Below are 19,350 nucleotides of genomic sequence, written 5' to 3' on the forward strand. Positions count from 1 at the left end.
AAAATGAAAAACTTTTTTACATATCTCTTTTTATGGATTTCAAGTATTGTGTTTTCGCAACCTGTTTATAATATCATAAATCCATCTTCTCCAGAGACTCCAAAAACAAATGTGCCTGCAAACGAACAATTGGCGCAAAATTATTTTGATAGAGGAGAGTTTGACAAAGCCATTATTATGTATGAGCAATTGGCTAAAAACCAACCTAATAATTACCAGTATTTTCAAAGACAAATAACGTGTTACCAACAATTAGCTCAGTTTGAAAAAGCCGAAAATCTAATTAAAGTAAGAATTGAAAGAACAAAACAGCCCAATTTATATGTTGAGTTAGGATACAATTTTCAGTTGCAAAAAAACACAGACAAAGCCAATAAAAATTATCAAATTGCGATTGATAAAATCAAAGAAAACCCAAATAATGTCTATAGTATTGCCCGAGATTTTGAACAAAAAAATTTAATTCCGCAAGCTATTGAAGCCTATAATCTAGGCGTTTTGGGCAATCCAAACGCTAATTTTGATTATCAAATTGCCCTACTTCAAGGACAATTGGGCAAAATGGATTTAATGATTGATAAATTACTCGATTATGCTTTTAGTTATCCTTCAAATCTAGTTCAAGTTCAGTATCAGTTGACTAGATTTATAACCGAGGACAGTCAGAAAACATTTTCTGAATTGGTAAAAAAAGCCTTATTACTTCGCACCCAAAAAGCACAAGACATTTTTTGGAACCAGTTTATGAGTTGGTTTTTTGTACAACAAAAAGACTATGGAAAAGCGTTCATTCAAGAAAAAGCTATTTTTAAACGCAATCCAGAATATTTTGTAAATATTGTGAATCTCTCTCGATTGGCAGTTGAAGAAAAAGAAGACGACACAGCTCGTATGATTTTAGAATACATTTTAGGCAACACACAAGACCAGCAACTGTTGGTAGAATCTAATTATAATCTTTTAAATTTAGACATTCAAAAAGCAAAAACTCCTGAATATCCAATAATCTATCAAAAAATAGAAGTGTTATTATTGCAATTTGGAATTTCTCCTTATACTTTAAATTTGCAAATCACCAAAGCACATTTTGAATCCTTTTATTTGAAACAATTTGAAGCGGCAAAAACTACTTTAAACAAAGCATTAGAATTACCGCTCAACAATTACCAAAAAGCAGCTGTCAAAATGGAATTGGCAGATGTCCTATTGTTGGATCAAAAATTCAACCAAGCCATTATCTATTATGCCCAAATTGAAGAAGATTTAAAAAACGATGAAGTAGCACACGAAGCCAGTTTCAAAATGGCAAAAGCCAGTTATTTTAAAGGCGATTTCGAATGGGCGCAACAACAGTTTAAAGTCTTAAAATCGTCCACATCGCAATTGATTTCCAACGATTCGATGGAATTATTTTTGCTAATCAGCGATAACACCGTAGAAGATAGTACACAAGTTGCTTTGAAAAAGTTCTCAAAAGCCGATTTTCTAGCGTATCAAAACAAAAATCTAGATGCTTTGCAACAATTCAAAGCTATTTTAGAGCAACACAAAACCGAAAGCATCGAAGACGAAACCCTTTTAAAAATAGGACAACTGTATCAAAAAGAGAACGATTACGTGCAAGCATTACAGTACTATCAAATTATTATTGACAAACATTCGGAAGGAATTTACATCGACGAAGCCTTGTTTTTTTCGGCAGAAATTTACAGAAAAAACCTTTTGGACAATGAGAAAGCCAAATCCCATTACGAAAAAATTATTTTCAAACACGAAGATAGCATCTATTTTGTAGAAGCCAGAAACAGTTTCAGAAAATTACGAGGAGACACTAATTTATAAAAAGTTAATTTGTTGATTTGTTTGTTCGTTAAATCGATTAAACAAATCAACAAATCAACAAATCAACAAATTTATGATTATATACAACGTAACCACAAACATTCATGAAAGCGTCCACGATCAATGGATGGCTTGGATGCAAGAAAAACATATAAAAGAAGTTCTAGCAACAGGCAAATTCACATCTGCCAGAATGGTCAAAGTTCTGATAGAAGAAGAAATGGGTGGCACAACCTATTCGGTGCAATACACCACCGACAGCAAAGCAACCTTAGAAAAATATTACCAAGAAGACGCACCAAAACTTCGAGAAGAAGGATTGCGACTTTTTGGAGACAAAATGCTGGCTTTTAGAACAGAATTACAATTAATTTCGGAACATTGATACTATGAAAATATATTTTCAAACCAAAGAGGAAAGCAATAAAAAACAATTGGAAGATTTTTTACAATTATCCAAAGTAGAACGGATATATAGTTTTTTGGATTTAATTTTGAAAATGAAACAATTTCCCACAAAAAACATAAAAGAAAATAACAAAAATAATTTTATTATTGAATTAAAATCAAAATAAAATGATTCAAAAGTGGGACGAAAATATAAATCAATTTATTTCAACAGCAAACAAATATCAGTTTAGAATGTTAATGGTTGGCGGTGGCGCAGTTAACTTTCACGGTTATCAAAGACATTCTGCCGATGTAGATTTTTGGATAGACACAACTCCAGAAAATTTCAAAAAATTGATTTTAGTATTTACTGAAATGGGATATGAAATTTCAGATTTCCCTGAAGATGTAAAAAAGCAAGAACAGAATATCTCTATTAAATTTTCGCCAGTTGATTTAGATTTAGAATTAATTACAAGATTTTCAGTAAATAAATCTTTTGAAGAAGCGTTTAATAATAGTGAAGAAGTAATAGTTAATAATAATCTTTTTCTGAAATGGAATGTATTGTCACTAGAAGATTTAATAACTAGTAAAATTAAAGCAAACAGACCCAAAGATTTATTAGATATACAACAGTTAAGAGAAATTAATAAATAAACTTTGCTTTTAGGCAATCAAAATAAACCAAAAAGGTATGGAAGCAGTAAAAGCAAAAAAACACCTCGGACAACATTTTCTTAAAGACGAAAGCATCGCCAAAGCCATTGCTGATACATTGAATTTAGAAGGATACAACGATATTTTGGAAATTGGACCAGGAATGGGCGTTTTGACAAAATACTTGTTAGAAAAACCCATCAATACCTACGTAATCGAAATTGACAAAGAATCGGTGGTGTATTTAGATGACAACTACCCAAAACTCAAAGACAAAATTATCTCACAAGATTTTTTAAAATACAACATCAATGAGATATTTGAAGGAAAACAATTTGCCATCATCGGCAATTTTCCATACAATATTTCCACCCAAATTGTTTTTAGAGCTTTAGAATATCGAAACCAAATTCCAGAATTTTCAGGGATGTTTCAAAAAGAAGTGGCACAACGCATTTGCGAGAAAAAAGGAACCAAAGCCTACGGAATTCTATCGGTTTTAGTACAAGCGTTTTACGATGCCGAATATTTGTTCACGGTGGACGAAACCGTTTTCATTCCGCCACCAAAAGTAAAATCAGGCGTTTTGCGTTTACGAAGAAAAGAAAACTACACCTTGCCTTGCGGCGAAAAATTATTTTTCACAGTGGTAAAAACCGCTTTTCAACAACGTCGAAAAACCTTGCGTAACAGTTTAAAAACACTAAATTTGTCAGACAATTTGAGAGAAGACGAAGTTTTTAACCTTCGACCAGAGCAACTCAATGTCGAACAATTCATAGCACTCACTCAAAAAATCGAAGCCGATGGAATTTAAAATCAGCAAAGACCTAATTCTCGAATTAGAGCAACTCATTCAAAGTAAAAACAATTCCCAATTGGAAGTTTTGCTTAATGATTTGCACCACGCTGATATTGCCGAAATTCTCGATGAACTCGATTTTGACGAAGCAACCTATATTTTTAGACTTTTAGATTCCCAAAAAACATCTGAAATTCTACTTGAACTCGAAGACGATTTACGAGAAAACATATTAAGTAGGCTTTCGCCAAAAGAAATCGCCGAAGAAATTGACGAGCTTGATACCGACGATGCTGCTGATATTATCGGAGAACTATCCCAAGCCAAAAAAGAAGAAGTAATCTCCGAATTGGAAGATGTCGAACACGCCAAAGACATTGTCGATTTGTTGCGTTACGCCGAAGACACCGCTGGTGGATTAATGGGAAAAGAACTTGTAAAAGTCAACGAAAACTGGAGTGTTCTTACCTGTGTTAAAGAAATGCGATTGCAAGCCGAAAACGTAACCAGAGTACATTCCATATATGTAGTCGATGACGAAGATCGCCTTAAAGGACGACTTTCCCTCAAAGATTTACTCACCACATCTACCAAAACTCAAATTGCCGATATTTATATTAAAAAAGTAACCTATGTCAGAGTAGATACCGAAGATGTTGAGGTAGCCCGAATAATGCAAAAATACGATCTCGAAGCCATTCCAGTTGTGGATGAAATGGGACGATTAGTAGGTCGCATCACCATCGATGATATTATTGATGTCATCAAGGATGAAGCCGACAAAGATTACCAGCTTGCTGCTGGTATCTCACAAGACGTAGAAGCCGATGACAGCATTCTCGAACTCACAAAAGCACGCTTGCCGTGGCTTGTTTTAGCACTTTTAGGCGGATTTATAACCGTAAAAGTAATTGGCCTTTTTGAAGTTGCAATGCTCGAACACGGAAAATTATTTTTTTTTACACCTCTTATTGCCGCAATGGCTGGAAATGTAGGTGTACAATCTTCAGCAATTATTGTGCAGGGTTTAGCAAACAATACAATGACTGGAACATTAGCACAACGATTATTAAAAGAGCTTTCCTTGAGTTTATTAAATGGATTTATTCTAGCAATAATACTTTTTTTAGGAACACATTTTTTATTAGGTTTCGAGATACAAATGGTGCAAATTGTAGCAATCTCATTAATTTCTGTAATTATAACAGCCTCATTAATAGGTACATTTATACCAATTATACTAAACAAATATGGTATTGATCCAGCACTCGCAACAGGTCCATTTATAACAACCAGTAACGATATTATAGGAACTTTAATCTATTTTTCAATTGCCCGATTAATTTTAGGATTTTAAATTTTTTCACATGAAGATACATATTATTGGAGGCGGAAATTTAGGGGTGGCTATTACCATTGGGATTTCAAAATATTCAAAAGGAAACCAAGTTACTATAACCAGACGTAACATCGAAAGTATTAAGTATTTAGAAAGCGATGACATCACCGTTTCACATAATAATACTAATGATATTGACCAAGCAGATATTATTATACTTGCCATAAAACCCTACCAAGTAGACACCGTTTTAGAAGAAATTTTACCCGCTATAAAAAATAAAATAATTGCCTCGGCAGTAAGTGGTTTGTCTATTGAAACACTTCAAGAAAAAGCAGGAAAAAACCATACAATAATTCACATTATGCCTAACATTGCGGCTCGTTTTGGTGAATCAGCAACATGTATCTCCTACCTTGAAAAAGACAAAGAGCATGCAAAAAAAGTGATTAGTTTGTTTAATGATTTAGGAACTGTTTCAATAATCGATGAAAAACTTATGGATGCAGCAACTGTATTAGGTGCTTGCGGAACGGCATATGCCTTGCGATACATCCGCGCCTCTATGCAAGCTGGAATCGAGATAGGTTTCGATGCACAAACCGCCCTTGCCATTGCCTCTCAAACTGCAAAAGGAGCAGCAACTATGGCACTCGAAGAGAAAATACATCCAGAACAATTAATAGATAGAGTAACAACACCTCAAGGTTGCACCATCGTAGGACTTAACGAAATGGAGCATCAAGGGTTTAGTTCCTCCTTAATAAAAGGAATAAAAACCTCTTTGAATAAAATTAAAGGATAATTTTCTTGGAGCAAGTGGCATAGGATTTATTAATAAACATTGTTCCTACTGTCCGCTTTATTTTTTATACTACTCTGGTTTGCCAAAAAGCTAGAGTAGTATAAAAAGATGCCGCATCCATCATAGCTAGAAAGTAATTGTATTTTCTTTTTACAATTAGAAAAAAATTTAAAAAGCACATTCATCTCATTTACTACTTCAATTATAAGTATTTTGTAACTTTATTTTAAATAAAAATGAAACCAGAAACCATAAAAATCATTCATATCGATAGCAATCATTCCTTAATGATGGAACAATTGCAACAAGCAGGATTCACCAACCACGAAGATTACACAGCAACAAAACAAGAAATCGAATCCAAAATTCACGAATACCAAGGTATCATCATCCGAAGCCGATTCAAAATCGACAAACAATTCCTAGACAAAGCCACTAACCTGCAATTCATTGCACGAGTAGGCGCAGGACTCGAAAGCATTGATTGTGATTATGCCATTTCCAAAAACATACAACTCATAGCGGCACCCGAAGGCAATAGCAATGCAGTAGGCGAACACGCATTAGGAATGTTGTTGTCGCTTTTCAACAATCTCAACAAAGCAGACCAAGAAGTAAAATCAGGTAACTGGAATCGAGAATCCAATCGTGGTCACGAACTTGAAGGAAAAACAGTTGGTATAATTGGTTACGGCAATATGGGAAAATCGTTTGCCAAAAAACTTCGCGGTTTCGATCTCGAAGTACTATGTTATGACATTCTCGAAAATGTTGGAGATCAAAACGCCAAACAAGTTACTCTTGAAGAATTACAACAAAAAGCAGATGTACTAAGTCTTCACATTCCATGGACGCCAGAAACAGACAAAATGGTGAACATCAATTTCATTAACGGCTTTACAAAACCCTTCTGGCTCATCAACACATCACGTGGCAAAAACGTAGTCACACACGACTTGGTTGAAGCCCTAAAATCTAAAAAAATACTTGGAGCAGGACTCGATGTTTTAGAATACGAAAAACTATCATTTGAAACCCTTTTTGAAGAACAAAAACCCGAAGCACTCGATTATTTGCTTCAATTAGACAACGTAATTCTGTCGCCACACATTGCAGGTTGGACTATGGAAAGTCATCAGAAACTAGCCCAAGTAATTGTAGATAAAATCAAAACCTTTTATTTCGGAAAATCCAAAGATACAGAAACACAACAACGAGTTACAGGACTAGGTGGCTTCTTCTTTAAGTCTCAAAACCCTAAAGAATTAGTAGCTTGGTACGCCAAACATTTGGGTTTAAAAACCGATGATTATGGCTCTACTTTTTGGTGGAAAGACAAAACAGGAAACGACTGTTCCACACAATGGTCACCATTTGCAAGCGACACCAATTATTTTGAACCAAGCCAAAAGCAATTTATGATGAATTTTAGAGTCGAAAATCTAGAAGATTTATTATCCAAACTAAAAACCGAAGGAATAACCCTAGTTGGCGATGTGGAAACCTATGATTACGGCAAGTTTGGTTGGATACTTGACCTTGAAGGAAATAAAATAGAACTTTGGGAACCAAATGACAACGCTTTTCAATAAAATTTATATATTAGCACCACAAACATAAAAAAACAAAAATGGACGCACAAAAAGTAGACATGTACTTGATGATGAATAGCAAGTATTTTGAAGGACATCACTTAAATGAAATCAGAGAACGATTAATAAACCTTGATGATAGCCAGTGGTCTAGATTGCAATTAACACAATTTAAAGATCCAACAACCGCTTTGTTGATTTCTATTTTTGCTGGAGCATATGGAATTGATCGTTTTTATATTGGCGATACAGGATTAGGAGTTGGAAAATTACTTACGTGTGGAGGTTTTATGGTTTGGGCAATTGTAGATTGGTTCCTAATTCAAGGAGCTACCAAAGAAAAAAACATCGAAGCATTCAACAATACTTTTATGTAAAATGAAAAAAAACAAGCTTTATAAATTTATATTTTTGGCTTGTTTTTTTGGTTACAGTTGGTTGTTTTTTTTTAATTATAATAAAGGTATTTCTACTGAAATAGATTATACAGTTTGTTTGTTTAAAAGAATAACCGACTATCCTTGTTTGTCTTGTGGAACAACAAGAGCTATTTCTTATTTTTTTAAAGGCGATTTTATAACAGCTGTTTTATTAAATCCAATAGGAATTGTTCTGGCTCTAATTATGGTTGTTTCTCCAATCTGGATTTCCATAGATTGGTATACTAAAAAGCAAACATTCTATAATTTTTACATTAAATGTGAAACTATTTTAAAAATCAGAAAAGTCCATGTTTTATTGATTTTGTTATTGATTTTAAATTGGATTTGGAACATAAAAAAACAAGTATGATAGCATCAAAAAAATTTAATTACAAACCTGTTGATAGCGAACTCGAAAGAGCTTCTAACAGTTATCTAATGTCACTAGTAGCCGTTTTAGGTGGTTTGCCTTTGCCTATTATGAATCTTTTAGCCTCTGTTTTTTTCTATATTGGAAATCGTAAAAGCACTCCGTTTGTCAAATGGCATTGTACCCAAGCGCTGTTTGCACAACTCGGAATGTTTTTCTTTAATACGGTTGGTTTTTGGTGGACCATTTCGATTATTTTTAGGGATGGAATTGCGACTAATTATTATGTTGCTTATATGATTACCATTGTTTTATTTAATTTAGTTGAATTCATTTCTACTCTTTATTTGGCCACACAAACCCGAAAAGGCAACCATTTGGAGATGTACTTTTTTTCAGATATTACAAACTTAATTTGCAAAACCAATGAAAACGCTTCTTAAAGGATTATCTATTGTAGTTGCTTTTTTTGCCATTTGGCTTTCGTTAGCGCAACTGGATTTTGTTACTTTTTTTAAAATTGACAAGGCCGCTGGAGCAACCGAAAAAAGTATTGGAGATGTGATTTGGGACGAAATCAAAAAAACCGAAGACTTGGTTGTCAATGATTCTATAACCAAAACATTGGATAAGTTATTGAAACCACTTTGTGAGGAGAACGATATTATTCGGGATAGTTTAAAAGTGCATATTATTCAAAAGGATGAGGTAAATGCTTTTGCATTGCCTGATGGGCATTTGGTAGTTTACTCGGGGCTTATTCAATCCTCTAAAAACGAACAAGCCTTATTGGGTGTTTTAGGTCACGAAATTGCCCATATTGAAAATAATCATGTAATGAAAAAATTGTCAAAAGAGATTGGACTTTCCATACTTTTGTCATTAACTACTGGAAACAGCAACGCTGGAGTAGTAAGACAAATTTTTGAAACGCTTTCCTCATCAGCCTATGATAGAACTTTAGAGAAAGAAGCTGATATTGCAAGTGTCGAATATATGATGAAAGCCAATATTAATCCTGCACCGTTTGCCGATTTTCTATATGAAATGTCTTTTGATAACCCAATGGAAAGTAGCTTGGCTTGGATAAGTACACACCCAGAATCTGAAGCGCGAGCAAAATATGTCTTTGAATACATTAAAGGTAAAAAATTTGATAAAAAAAACATTTTGAGTCTTAAAGAATGGGAAGAATTCAAGAAGAATATTGGGGATGATTTCTAGGTTTAAAAATCCCCTTTCTCCGCTAATTTTCGTTCTAATTCTGCTGTAAACTCTTCCATTACGGGTTTCATTGTGCTTTCTGGAATATCTGCTATACGAATGTACATTAAACCATCAGTAGCATTATTGAACAATGGATCCACATTAAATGCCACCAATCGAGCATTTTGTTTGATGTATTTTTTGATTAATACAGGCAAACGAAGATTTCCTGGTTCTAGTTCGTCTATTATTTTATCAAATTTATTTAAATCAGCTTCGGCTTCATCAAAAATAAAGTCTTTGTCAGCATCTTTCAATTTTACTTTAAATTCTTTTTTAGGATGAATGTATTGTGCAATATACGGGTCGTAATAATGCGACTTCATAAATTCAATCATCAACGATTTTGAGAAATCCGAAAATTGATTGCTAATACTCACGCCACCTAACAGAAATTTATGTTCTGGATAACGTAATGTGGTGTGAATAATACCACGCCATAATAAAAACAACGGCATTGGTTTTTGCTGGTAACTACTTATGATAAAGGCTCTGCCCATTTCGATAGATTGATGCATCATATCGTGCAATTCAGGTTCAAAGCGGAATAACTCATTTAAGTAATATCCTGCAATTCCGTATTTTGGAAAAATCTCGGAACCCAATCCCATTCGATACGCTCCAGCAATGCATTTTGCGTCATCGTCCCAAAGAAACATATGGTGGTAGTAACGATCAAATTTATCAATATCAATAGACTCATTAGTTCCTTCGCCTACTTCTCTGAACGTAATTTCACGCAAACGTCCTATTTCGTGTAGTATGTTAGGAATTTCAGTAGCAGCTGCAAAAAACACTTCATAATTTTTACTTTGCAACAATCGAGCATCAGATTTTCGCAAGGCTTCCACTTCAAGAATCATTTTTTCTTGATTGGCTCCAGTCACAATTTGCTTTGGATTTTTTGGACTTTTGAGGCTATTGAGGCTTGGTGGAATCAATAATTTACTCTCTTTTTCGAAAGGATTGGCCAACATGTAGGTTTTCTTTCGCAAAAATTCAGAATATTCCTCTATAGTCTTATGTTCATTTTGTTCGGCAACCGAAATGGCTTTCCCAATTCGAACTTTTATAACTCTATTTTTTTGAGTTAACAATTCCGAAGGCAATTTAGCCGTGCGCAGTGTGTCATCAATTTTTGATAAAAAATAAAAAAGGCGACTGTTTTTGGCGTGAAAATAGATGGGAACAACAGGAACTTGTGCTTTTCTTATTACTTTTATAGCGCCTTCTTCCCAAGGTTTGTCTACCATTAGTTTCCCGTCTTTGTAGGTAGAAACTTCTCCTGCTGGAAAAATTCCTAATGGTTTTCCATCACTCAAATGGCGTAATGTTTCTTTGATTCCTATAACGCTTGATTTAGCATCCTTATGATTTTCAAAAGGATTTACAGGCATTATGTATTTCTTCATGGGTTCAATACGATGCAATAAAAAATTGGCAATTATTTTGAAATTAGGCTCTTTTTCAAGCATCAATTTCAATAATAAAACGCCATCAATACCGCCTAACGGATGATTTGAAATGGTAATATAAGCTCCGTCTTTTGGCAAACGTTTAAAGTCTTCTTCGGGAATTTCAAATTTAATTTTGAATTCATCTAATATAGCATTTAGAAATACTGTGTCTTCAAGATGTTTATTTCGATCGTAAATTTTATTTAGAATAGAAATACGAAGTACTTTCATTAATAACCAACCTGAAAATGTACCGAAGACTCCATATTTGTCGGTATTTATAGCTTTTGCAACTTCTTTAGCGGTAACTAGACCCATTTATTTTACGTTTTGTGCTAAGCGCAAAGATAGCAAAATTAGGTGATTCTTAACAATTGTTTTCATTTTTATAAACCCTTTTTGGACTGGTTTTTAACTATTTATTATGGGAATCAAATTTTTAGAGTAACTTTAAATTAGGGTAATTCTCTCAAAACGATAATTTTTCGTCAGCTCAAGTGATTTTAAAAAAAGCATATATAGAACAAGAAAAATTTCATTAAAATGGTTCTCGATGCATTTTTATTCCGTTTCTCTGCTCATAAAACACCAGACTGACGTTTCTAAATAATTACACACAATGGATTTAGTCTCTTTTTTGATATTGAAATCATTTCTTAGTAAAAATCAATATATTTGTGTAAAATATACGCATTAACAAAATGTCTGAAAATCAAAATATAAGAATTGCTGTCGATGCAATTGTTTTTGGCTACCAAAACAATAACTTATTTGTCCTTCTAATTCAACAAAAATTCGGAACTGAAACTGCATATTGGGCTTTACCTGGCGGTTTGGTTCAGAATCGAGAATCGCTTACAGATGCTGTAAGCCGTGAATTAAAAGAAGAAACTAATGTTGAAGTTAATTATCTTGAACAACTTTTTACGTTTGGCGACAACATCAACCGTGATCATAGAAACAGAGTTGTTTCTGTTGCCTACTTTGCTTTAGTTGATTCTTCAAAACTAAAAATCAAAGCCGATTCTGATGCTGAAAAAGCACAATGGTTCACTATTGATAAAATTCCAGATTTGGCATTTGATCATAATAAAATTTTAGCTAAAGCAATTGAAAGGCTCAAGTCAAAATTATCTTATCAACCTATTGGCTTTGATTTATTGCCAAAACAATTCTTATTTTCCGATTTAGAAAACTTGTATTGCACTATTCTCGAAAAAGAAATCGATCGAAGAAATTTCAGAAAAAAAATGCTCGGTTTTGGAATTATCGAGGAAACCAATCAGTTTTCGCCAATAAAAACTGGGCGTCCTGCCAAATTATTTCAATTTAATAATATTAAATATCAAGCATTTTTGAGTGAAGGTTTTCATTTCGAAATTAAATTTGCGTAAATTTTACACTAAATATTTTTTTATTCGAACAATTCATTTTACATTTGCGTAATAATAACACAAACAAAATAATTATGATACTCAATTTAAATAAAAATTTCAGTCCATTAGGAAACGAAAATCAAATCAATTTTCAAAGTTTCACTTTTTCTGGTGGCGAACCACATATAAAAATAGAATCTGAATTTAATATAAATGATATGGTCACAATAACTCATCGTTTGAATTCATTTAACGATTTAGGATTACTTTGCGTTACAGTTGATGCTTTACGACGAATGGATGTGAAAATTATCAATCTTTTTATTCCTTATTTTCCAGCTGCAAGACAAGATCGCGTTATGATTCCTGGCGAACCACTTTCAGTAAAAGTGTATGCCGATATTTTGAATGCAATGAATTTAAATAAAGTGACCGTTTTCGATGCGCACTCTGAAGTTACACCAGCATTAGTAAATAATTGCATAGTGATTCCGAATCATACATTTATTGCAGAAGTTTTGAAAACAATTGGCAACAATGTCAAATTAATTTCTCCAGATGGCGGTGCTTTAAAGAAAATATACAAAGTCTCTGAATTTTTAGAAGGAATTGATGTTGTTGAATGTAGCAAAAGTCGTGATGTAAAAACTGGAAAATTATCAGGTTTTAAAGTTTATGATGATAATTTGCAAGGTTTAGATTGCTTGATTGTAGATGACATTTGCGATGGTGGCGGCACTTTTATTGGTCTAGCCGAAGAACTGAAAAATAAAAATGCGGGAAAATTATATTTAGCCGTTAGTCATGGGATTTTCAATAAAGGTTTTGACGATTTGAAATGCTTTGATGGGATTTTTACGACGGATTCGTTTAGGGATTTTGAGGAGGATGAGCTTACACAAATAAGATTAAACAGTGTATTATGAAATATACTATTGAAAAACTTATTTTAAATTTTGAAAAAGGGAAAAGAAATAAATATTTGTTCTTTTGGGGGCATCAAAAAAGCAAGAATAACGAAATTACAGCAAGTTGTTTCAGTCAATGGTGGAGAGCTCCTTTTCTAATAGATGGAGTTAAATATCCAACAGCTGAGCACTGGATGATGTCACAAAAAGCAATAGCATTTAATGATAACGATAATTATTCTAAAATTATTGAAGCCAAATCACCAGTCGAAGCAAAAGCGATTGGTAGACAAGTGCGAAATTTCAATGATGTTATTTGGAATGAAAAAAGAGGAGAAATTGTAATTAAAGGAAATCTAGAAAAATTCACTCAGAATAAAGAACTGAAAGAATTTCTTTTAAATACCAAAGAAAGAATATTAGTTGAAGCTAGTCCAGTTGATGCTATTTGGGGAATTGGACTAACAGCAGATAATGAAAAAGCTCAAAATCCAAAACAATGGAGAGGTTTGAATTTGTTAGGTTTTGCTTTAATGGAAGTTAGAGATGAATTAAGAAAATAGAAATGAAAATGATTATCAAACTCATTCAAGGCGACATCACAAAAATAAACACAGATGCAATTGTCAATGCCGCCAACACTTCATTACTTGGTGGTGGTGGAGTAGATGGCGCTATTCATAGAGCCGGTGGAAAAGAAATTCTAAATGAATGTGTCAAAATAAGAAACAAACAAGGTGGTTGCAATGTAGGTGAAGCAGTAATAACAACTGCAGGAAATTTGCCTTCACAATATGTAATTCACACAGTTGGGCCTGTCTGGAATGGTGATAAAGAAGAAAAAAAAGCATTGTTAGCAAACTGTTATAGAAACTGTTTGACAATTGCCGAAAATAAAGAATTAAGGTCAATTGCTTTTCCTAATATCAGTACTGGAATTTATCATTTTCCTAAAGATAAAGCTGCTGAAATAGCAATCGAAACAATAAAATCGTTTTCATACAACGCTATTGAAGAAGTAACATTTGTGTGCTTTGATGAAGAGAATTATAATTTATACAAAAACTTAATATAACTATAAATGAACCCATTACTCCTAACAGACGGCTACAAAGTCGATCACCGCAGACAATATCCAGACAATACAACGTTGGTTTACTCTAACTGGACACCAAGAAAATCAAGAATTGATGGCGTGGAAGAAGTTGTTTTCTTCGGATTGCAATATTTTTTAAAAAAATACATCATTCACGATTTTGAAGATTATTTTTTCAAACGACCAAAAGCCGAAGTTGTGGCAAAATACAGCCGCAGAATCAATAATTATTTGGGCGAAAACCAAGTAGGCATCAAACACATCGAAGATTTGCACGATTTGGGTTATATTCCTATGGTTTTCAAAGCCTTACCAGAAGGTGCAAGTGTGCCAATTCGCATTCCAATGTTTACGATGTACAACACCAAACCCGAGTTTTTCTGGTTGACCAATTATTTCGAAACATTACTTTCGGCTGTGGTTTGGTTGCCTTGTAATTCGGCTACAATTGCCAAACAATACCGTTTGGTTTTAGACAAGTATGCGCAAGAAACATCATCAATTCCTGAATTTGTAGATTGGCAAGGTCACGATTTTTCGATGCGTGGAATGGGCGGAATCGAAGCAGCAATAACATCGGCAGCAGGACATTTATTGAGTTTTACAGGCACAGATACGATTCCTGCAATCGAGTTTTTCGAAGAATATTACAACGCAAATTCTGATGTTGAATTGATTGGCGGATCCGTTGCTGCAACCGAACATTCTGTAATGTGTATGGGCACAACCGAAGGTGAATATGAAACTTTCAAACGATTAATTTGCGAAATTTATCCGAAAGGAATCGTTTCAATCGTTTCTGATACTTGGGATTTATGGAAAGTTTTAACCGATTATTTGCCAAGATTGAAAGAAGAAATCGTTGGTAGAGAAGGCAAAGTTGTTATTCGTCCTGATAGTGGCGATCCAGCCGATATTATTTGTGGTAATCCAAACGGAAAAACTGAACAAGAGAAAAAAGGAGTTATCGAATTACTTTGGGATGTTTTTGGTGGAAGCACAAATGCAAAAGGATATAAAGAGTTAATTCCACAAATAGGAGCAATTTATGGTGATAGTATCACTGTAGAAAGAGCCACAAACATATGTGAACGCTTGAAACAAAAAGGTTTTGCATCTACAAATGTAGTTCTCGGCATAGGTTCATTTACTTATCAATACAACACGCGCGATACTTTTGGATTTGCTATGAAAGCCACTTATGGCGAAGTAAACGGCGAAGGAAGAGCCATTTTCAAAGATCCAATTACGGATGATGGAACTAAAAAATCAGCAAAAGGTTTAATGAAAATTGAACTTGAAAATAATATTTACAAATTAATTGACGAAGTGACTTGGGAACAAGAAAAACAAGGCGAATTGAAAGAAGTTTTTCGTGATGGAACACTTTTAGTTGATTGTACTTTAATTGAAATTAGAAAGCAAATTGCTGGAAAGTAATTTTTGGGCAGCTCCTTATTTTCTTTTCTTCTTAAGAAGAGTGTTATTCGATAACATAAAATTTTATAGGGATTATACAAAAAATGAGAATAAAAAGATACAAAAACTAATTAAACCAGAGGTATTATACTTTTTTCACTTACACACTTTTTGAGATACTACCCTAAAAAAATCCCATCTCGCAAAGCGGATGGGATTTCTCATTTTATTTAAGCTCTTTCATCTGGAAAGTATCCATAAATGCTGTAGTGTAATTTCCTGACACATAATCCGGTTCATCCATTAATTGTCTGTGGAAAGGGATTGTAGTTTTAATTCCTTCTATTACAAATTCATCTAAAGCACGTTTCATTTTATTGATGGCTTCTTGACGTGTTTGGGCAGTGGTAATCAATTTTGCAATCATTGAGTCGTAATTAGGTGGGATGGTGTATCCAGCATAAACGTGAGTGTCCAATCGAACTCCGTGACCACCTGGCGAATGCAATACTGTGATTTTTCCTGGTGATGGTCTAAAATCATTGTATGGGTCTTCGGCATTGATACGACATTCAATAGCGTGCATTTGTGGTAAATAATTTTTACCTGAAATAGGAATTCCAGCAGCTACCATTATTTGTTCTCGAATCAAATCGTAATCAACTACTTGTTCAGTAATTGGGTGTTCGACTTGAATACGGGTATTCATTTCCATAAAATAGAAATTTCTATGTTTGTCAACAAGAAATTCCACTGTTCCTGCACCTTCGTATTTTATATATTCAGCAGCTTTTACGGCTGCTTCACCCATTTTTTCACGAAGTTCATCGGTCATAAATGGAGATGGTGTTTCTTCAGTTAGTTTTTGATGACGACGTTGTACTGAGCAATCTCTTTCTGATAAGTGACAGGCTTTCCCAAACGAGTCGCCTACTACTTGAATTTCGATATGACGTGGTTCTTCGATTAGTTTCTCTAAATACATTCCATCATTTCCAAAAGCGGCAGCGGACTCTTGTCGAGCACTATCCCAAGCTTTTAGTAAATCTTCTTGTTTCCAAACGGCACGCATTCCTTTTCCGCCTCCGCCTGCAGTTGCTTTTAACATTACTGGGTAACCAAATTCAGAAGCCAACTGTTCAGCTTGTTCATAGGATTCTAAAATCCCTACGGAACCAGGTACACAAGGAACACCAGCTTCAATCATTGTTGATTTTGCAGAAGCTTTGTCTCCCATACGATCAATCATTGTTGGTGAAGCACCAATAAATTTGATATTGTGCTCATGACAAATTTTCGAAAATTTAGAATTTTCTGATAAAAATCCATATCCAGGATGAATAGCATCTGCATTGGTTATTTCAGCTGCTGCTATTATATTTGACATCTTTAAATACGAAAGATTACTTGGTGGCGGGCCTATGCAAACGGCTTCATCAGCAAATTTAACATGTAAACTTTCTGCGTCCGCAGTGGAGTAAACCGCTACGGTTTTTATACCCATTTCTTTACAGGTTCTTATTACACGAAGTGCAATTTCTCCTCTATTGGCTATTAATATTTTTTTGAACATAATTTTGAATTAGAAAATTAGACAATTTGAAAATTAGATAATTTTAGAATTTACAAGCAAAATTAATTTCTTACTTCATAAATCTAAATTCTAAAATCTAAATTCTAAAATTTCTTATGATGGATCTACTAAGAATAATGGTTGGTCAAATTCTACTGGAGACATATCATCTACCAATACTTTAACAATTTTTCCTGAAAATTCAGATTCGATTTCGTTAAACAATTTCATTGCTTCAATAACGCATAATACATCTCCTTTTCCAATTGTACTTCCAACTTCAACAAACATTGGTTTGTCGGGTGATGATTTTCTGTAAAAAGTTCCGATAATTGGAGATTTTACGGTAATATATTTTGCATTCTCATCAACTACAACGGCTGGTGTTGCAGCGACTGGAGCAATTTGCTGTGGTGCAACTGCTTGTTGCAACATATTTTGTGCAGGCATTTGTTGTACGTAAGTAGTTTCAGTACTGCCTTCAAGTGTTGTTCTAATAGTGATTTTAACATCTCCTGTTTCTAGCTTTACTTCGGCTACACCAGAGTTTGCTACAAATTTAATTAGATTCTGAATTTCTTTTAAATCCATGGTTTATTCGTTTTAGTTATATTTTTACTATTTAAAAATTCGATAATTGAAAAATTTACAATAACTTAATTTTTCAATTTTACCTTTTTTTTAATCTTTTAATTATTAATACTTTAATTATTTATTATATGCCCATTTTAGGTAAATAGAACCCCAAGTAAATCCACCTCCAAAAGCAGCAAATATAAGGTTATCACCTTTTTTGAATTTATCTTCAAAATCTGCTAACAAAAGTGGTAGCGTTCCAGAAGTTGTATTTCCATAACGATGAATGTTAACTAAAACTTTAGACTCATCCAAATTCATTCTTTGAGCTGTAGCATCAATGATTCGTTTATTAGCTTGGTGAGCTACCAGCCAGTTTATATTATCGGGTGTTAAATTATTGCGTTCCATAATTTTTTCGCTCACGTCTGCCATTCCTGACACTGCATATTTGAATACTGTTTTTCCATCTTGAATTACAGTATGTTGTCCGTTTTCAACAGTTTCTTTTGAAGCAGGAAGTAAGGATCCTCCAGCGTCAATTTTAAGATAATCACGACCAATTCCATCGGAGCGCAAGTATTCGTCTTGCAATCCAAGTCCTTCTGTATTTGGTTCAAATAAAACTGCACCAGCTCCGTCTCCGAAAATGATGCATGTTGCTCTGTCTGTATAATCAATTATAGAAGACATTTTATCAGCTCCAATAAGCAATACCTTTTTATAACGTCCGGATTGAATATAGGCTGCCGCAGTTGACATTCCGTAGAGAAAGCTAGAACAAGCCGCTTGCAAATCGTATGCAAAAGCGTTAATTGCCCCTATCTGACTTGCTACATAAACCCCAGTAGCAGCTACTGGCATATCTGGTGTTGTGGTTGCCATAATTACCATATCAATTTCAGCAGGATTTATACCTGATTTTTCAATAAGATTTTGTGCAGCTTTGATGGCTAGGTATGAAGTTCCTTTGCCTTTTTCTTTTAAAATTCTTCTTTCTTTGATTCCTGTCCTGGTTATTATCCATTCATCATTGGTATCTATCATAGTTTCTAATACTTGATTAGAAAGTACAAATTCTGGAACATAAGCACCTACTGCTGTAATTGCGGCTGTAATTGTATTCATAAAGTTGAAAAATAATGCTCTAAAATTACAAGTTTTAAAAGCGTTCAAGTTACAAAAAATCTTGAAACGAAGTGTTTTTTGTAGCTAATTTTTATTTTAGGTTATACCAAACAAAAAAACTCTCACACCGTGAGAGTTATATTTTTTGCACAGAAAATGTATTAAGCAACAGCTGTTTGCTTATCGATAACTACTTGTCCTCTGTAGTACATTTTACCTTCATGCCAGTAAGCTCTGTGGTATAAATGCGCTTCACCAGTTATTGGGCAAGTTGCTATTTGAGCAACAGTTGCTTTATAGTGAGTTCTTCTTTTGTCTCTTCTTGTTTT

Annotated in this window: 20 protein-coding genes and 1 pseudogene; 16 read left to right on the top strand and 5 right to left on the bottom strand. The window is 33.9% G+C overall.

Annotated features, from left to right (window positions below):
- Nucleotides 1–3: 3 nt before the first annotated feature.
- The 11 genes and pseudogenes from RMO70_RS01675 to RMO70_RS01725 all read left to right on the top strand — a co-directional run bounded on the left by RMO70_RS01675 (nt 4) and on the right by RMO70_RS01725 (nt 9,446).
- On the top strand, nt 4–1,842 hold the full coding sequence (locus RMO70_RS01675; protein WP_310554688.1) for a tetratricopeptide repeat protein: 1,839 nt from the start codon (nt 4–6) through the stop codon (nt 1,840–1,842).
- 73 nt (nt 1,843–1,915) lie between these two features.
- Nucleotides 1,916–2,227, top strand: coding sequence for a DUF4286 family protein (locus RMO70_RS01680; RefSeq protein ID WP_310554689.1), 312 nt, complete (start codon nt 1,916–1,918; stop codon nt 2,225–2,227).
- Between the two features lie 191 nt (nt 2,228–2,418).
- The gene (locus RMO70_RS01685; protein WP_310554690.1) at nt 2,419–2,892 is read left to right on the top strand and encodes a nucleotidyl transferase AbiEii/AbiGii toxin family protein; all 474 of its coding nucleotides are present in this window, start codon (nt 2,419–2,421) and stop codon (nt 2,890–2,892) included.
- 37 nt (nt 2,893–2,929) lie between these two features.
- Entirely contained in the window at nt 2,930–3,709 is a 780-nt protein-coding gene (rsmA, locus tag RMO70_RS01690) for a 16S rRNA (adenine(1518)-N(6)/adenine(1519)-N(6))-dimethyltransferase RsmA (RefSeq protein WP_310554691.1), read from the top strand.
- Nucleotides 3,699–5,051: a magnesium transporter gene (gene mgtE / locus RMO70_RS01695; RefSeq protein WP_310554692.1), complete on the top strand. Its 1,353-nt coding sequence runs from the start codon at nt 3,699–3,701 to the stop codon at nt 5,049–5,051. The genes rsmA and mgtE overlap by 11 nt, the downstream gene beginning before the upstream one ends.
- Before the next feature lie 10 nt (nt 5,052–5,061).
- Nucleotides 5,062–5,838, top strand: a complete 777-nt coding sequence (proC, locus tag RMO70_RS01700; RefSeq protein ID WP_310554693.1) for a pyrroline-5-carboxylate reductase — start codon at nt 5,062–5,064, stop codon at nt 5,836–5,838.
- Between the two features lie 236 nt (nt 5,839–6,074).
- Nucleotides 6,075–7,025, top strand: a pseudogene (locus RMO70_RS01705) (2-hydroxyacid dehydrogenase); the annotation flags it as partial.
- 443 nt (nt 7,026–7,468) lie between these two features.
- Nucleotides 7,469–7,807, top strand: a complete 339-nt coding sequence (locus tag RMO70_RS01710; RefSeq protein ID WP_310554694.1) for a TM2 domain-containing protein — start codon at nt 7,469–7,471, stop codon at nt 7,805–7,807.
- Between the two features lies 1 nt (nt 7,808).
- Nucleotides 7,809–8,222 carry a DUF2752 domain-containing protein gene (locus RMO70_RS01715; protein ID WP_310554695.1) on the top strand — a complete coding sequence of 138 codons (414 nt, stop codon included), beginning with the start codon at nt 7,809–7,811 and terminating at the stop codon, nt 8,220–8,222.
- Complete coding sequence (locus RMO70_RS01720) at nt 8,219–8,665, top strand: hypothetical protein (RefSeq protein WP_310554696.1); 447 nt, start codon at nt 8,219–8,221, stop codon at nt 8,663–8,665. Before RMO70_RS01715 ends, RMO70_RS01720 begins: the two co-directional genes overlap by 4 nt.
- A complete protein-coding gene (locus tag RMO70_RS01725) occupies nt 8,649–9,446 on the top strand; it encodes a M48 family metallopeptidase (protein ID WP_310554697.1) in 798 nt (265 codons plus the stop codon). The genes RMO70_RS01720 and RMO70_RS01725 overlap by 17 nt, the downstream gene beginning before the upstream one ends.
- A gap of 2 nt (nt 9,447–9,448) precedes the next feature.
- On the opposite strand, the gene RMO70_RS01730 is transcribed toward RMO70_RS01725, so the two are convergent.
- Entirely contained in the window at nt 9,449–11,263 is a 1,815-nt protein-coding gene (locus RMO70_RS01730; RefSeq protein WP_310554698.1) for a GNAT family N-acyltransferase, read from the bottom strand.
- Between the two features lie 383 nt (nt 11,264–11,646).
- Between RMO70_RS01730 and RMO70_RS01735 the strand changes: the two genes are divergently transcribed.
- The 5 genes from RMO70_RS01735 to RMO70_RS01755 all read left to right on the top strand — a co-directional run bounded on the left by RMO70_RS01735 (nt 11,647) and on the right by RMO70_RS01755 (nt 15,765).
- Nucleotides 11,647–12,339: an NrtR DNA-binding winged helix domain-containing protein gene (locus RMO70_RS01735; protein WP_310554699.1), complete on the top strand. Its 693-nt coding sequence runs from the start codon at nt 11,647–11,649 to the stop codon at nt 12,337–12,339.
- A gap of 74 nt (nt 12,340–12,413) precedes the next feature.
- A complete protein-coding gene (gene prs, locus RMO70_RS01740; RefSeq protein WP_310554700.1) occupies nt 12,414–13,247 on the top strand; it encodes a ribose-phosphate diphosphokinase in 834 nt (277 codons plus the stop codon).
- Nucleotides 13,244–13,792, top strand: a complete 549-nt coding sequence (locus RMO70_RS01745) for an NADAR family protein (protein ID WP_310554701.1) — start codon at nt 13,244–13,246, stop codon at nt 13,790–13,792. The genes prs and RMO70_RS01745 overlap by 4 nt, the downstream gene beginning before the upstream one ends.
- 8 nt (nt 13,793–13,800) lie before the next feature.
- Nucleotides 13,801–14,304 carry an O-acetyl-ADP-ribose deacetylase gene (locus RMO70_RS01750; RefSeq protein ID WP_310554706.1) on the top strand — a complete coding sequence of 168 codons (504 nt, stop codon included), beginning with the start codon at nt 13,801–13,803 and terminating at the stop codon, nt 14,302–14,304.
- Nucleotides 14,305–14,310: 6 nt separating this feature from the next.
- Complete coding sequence (locus RMO70_RS01755) at nt 14,311–15,765, top strand: nicotinate phosphoribosyltransferase (RefSeq protein ID WP_310554702.1); 1,455 nt, start codon at nt 14,311–14,313, stop codon at nt 15,763–15,765.
- A gap of 205 nt (nt 15,766–15,970) precedes the next feature.
- Here the strand turns inward: RMO70_RS01755 and accC are convergent, their stop codons facing one another.
- The 4 genes from accC to rpmF all read right to left on the bottom strand — a co-directional run.
- Nucleotides 15,971–17,317 carry an acetyl-CoA carboxylase biotin carboxylase subunit gene (gene accC / locus RMO70_RS01760; RefSeq protein ID WP_310554703.1) on the bottom strand — a complete coding sequence of 449 codons (1,347 nt, stop codon included), beginning with the start codon at nt 17,315–17,317 and terminating at the stop codon, nt 15,971–15,973.
- Nucleotides 17,318–17,431: 114 nt separating this feature from the next.
- On the bottom strand, nt 17,432–17,908 hold the full coding sequence (accB, locus tag RMO70_RS01765; RefSeq protein WP_310554704.1) for an acetyl-CoA carboxylase biotin carboxyl carrier protein: 477 nt from the start codon (nt 17,906–17,908) through the stop codon (nt 17,432–17,434).
- A gap of 117 nt (nt 17,909–18,025) precedes the next feature.
- Nucleotides 18,026–19,021, bottom strand: coding sequence for a beta-ketoacyl-ACP synthase III (locus tag RMO70_RS01770; protein WP_310554705.1), 996 nt, complete (start codon nt 19,019–19,021; stop codon nt 18,026–18,028).
- Between the two features lie 161 nt (nt 19,022–19,182).
- Nucleotides 19,183–19,350, bottom strand: a 168-nt coding sequence (gene rpmF, locus RMO70_RS01775) for a 50S ribosomal protein L32 (protein WP_310554707.1), incomplete at its 5' end; no start/stop codon positions are given.

Origin of the sequence: Flavobacterium sp. (genome assembly GCF_031422135.1) — a bacterium.
In the GTDB taxonomy this organism is placed as follows: Bacteria; Bacteroidota; Bacteroidia; order Flavobacteriales; family Flavobacteriaceae; genus Flavobacterium.

Bases quoted from the DNA above. Each gene is read 5' to 3' on its own strand.
- RMO70_RS01680 (WP_310554689.1), top strand. From the start codon at position 1,916: ATGATTATATACAACGTAACCACAAACATTCATGAAAGCGTCCACGAT.
- RMO70_RS01725 (WP_310554697.1), top strand. From the start codon at position 8,649: ATGAAAACGCTTCTTAAAGGATTATCTATTGTAGTTGCTTTTTTTGCC.
- RMO70_RS01745 (WP_310554701.1), top strand. From the start codon at position 13,244: ATGAAATATACTATTGAAAAACTTATTTTAAATTTTGAAAAAGGGAAA.
- accB (WP_310554704.1), bottom strand. From the start codon at position 17,908: ATGGATTTAAAAGAAATTCAGAATCTAATTAAATTTGTAGCAAACTCT.
- prs (WP_310554700.1), top strand. From the start codon at position 12,414: ATGATACTCAATTTAAATAAAAATTTCAGTCCATTAGGAAACGAAAAT.
- RMO70_RS01715 (WP_310554695.1), top strand. From the start codon at position 7,809: ATGAAAAAAAACAAGCTTTATAAATTTATATTTTTGGCTTGTTTTTTT.
- proC (WP_310554693.1), top strand. From the start codon at position 5,062: ATGAAGATACATATTATTGGAGGCGGAAATTTAGGGGTGGCTATTACC.
- RMO70_RS01770 (WP_310554705.1), bottom strand. From the start codon at position 19,021: ATGAATACAATTACAGCCGCAATTACAGCAGTAGGTGCTTATGTTCCA.
- RMO70_RS01710 (WP_310554694.1), top strand. From the start codon at position 7,469: ATGGACGCACAAAAAGTAGACATGTACTTGATGATGAATAGCAAGTAT.
- RMO70_RS01735 (WP_310554699.1), top strand. From the start codon at position 11,647: ATGTCTGAAAATCAAAATATAAGAATTGCTGTCGATGCAATTGTTTTT.
- RMO70_RS01730 (WP_310554698.1), bottom strand. From the start codon at position 11,263: ATGGGTCTAGTTACCGCTAAAGAAGTTGCAAAAGCTATAAATACCGAC.
- rsmA (WP_310554691.1), top strand. From the start codon at position 2,930: ATGGAAGCAGTAAAAGCAAAAAAACACCTCGGACAACATTTTCTTAAA.
- mgtE (WP_310554692.1), top strand. From the start codon at position 3,699: ATGGAATTTAAAATCAGCAAAGACCTAATTCTCGAATTAGAGCAACTC.
- RMO70_RS01755 (WP_310554702.1), top strand. From the start codon at position 14,311: ATGAACCCATTACTCCTAACAGACGGCTACAAAGTCGATCACCGCAGA.
- RMO70_RS01685 (WP_310554690.1), top strand. From the start codon at position 2,419: ATGATTCAAAAGTGGGACGAAAATATAAATCAATTTATTTCAACAGCA.
- accC (WP_310554703.1), bottom strand. From the start codon at position 17,317: ATGTTCAAAAAAATATTAATAGCCAATAGAGGAGAAATTGCACTTCGT.
- RMO70_RS01675 (WP_310554688.1), top strand. From the start codon at position 4: ATGAAAAACTTTTTTACATATCTCTTTTTATGGATTTCAAGTATTGTG.
- RMO70_RS01720 (WP_310554696.1), top strand. From the start codon at position 8,219: ATGATAGCATCAAAAAAATTTAATTACAAACCTGTTGATAGCGAACTC.
- RMO70_RS01750 (WP_310554706.1), top strand. From the start codon at position 13,801: ATGATTATCAAACTCATTCAAGGCGACATCACAAAAATAAACACAGAT.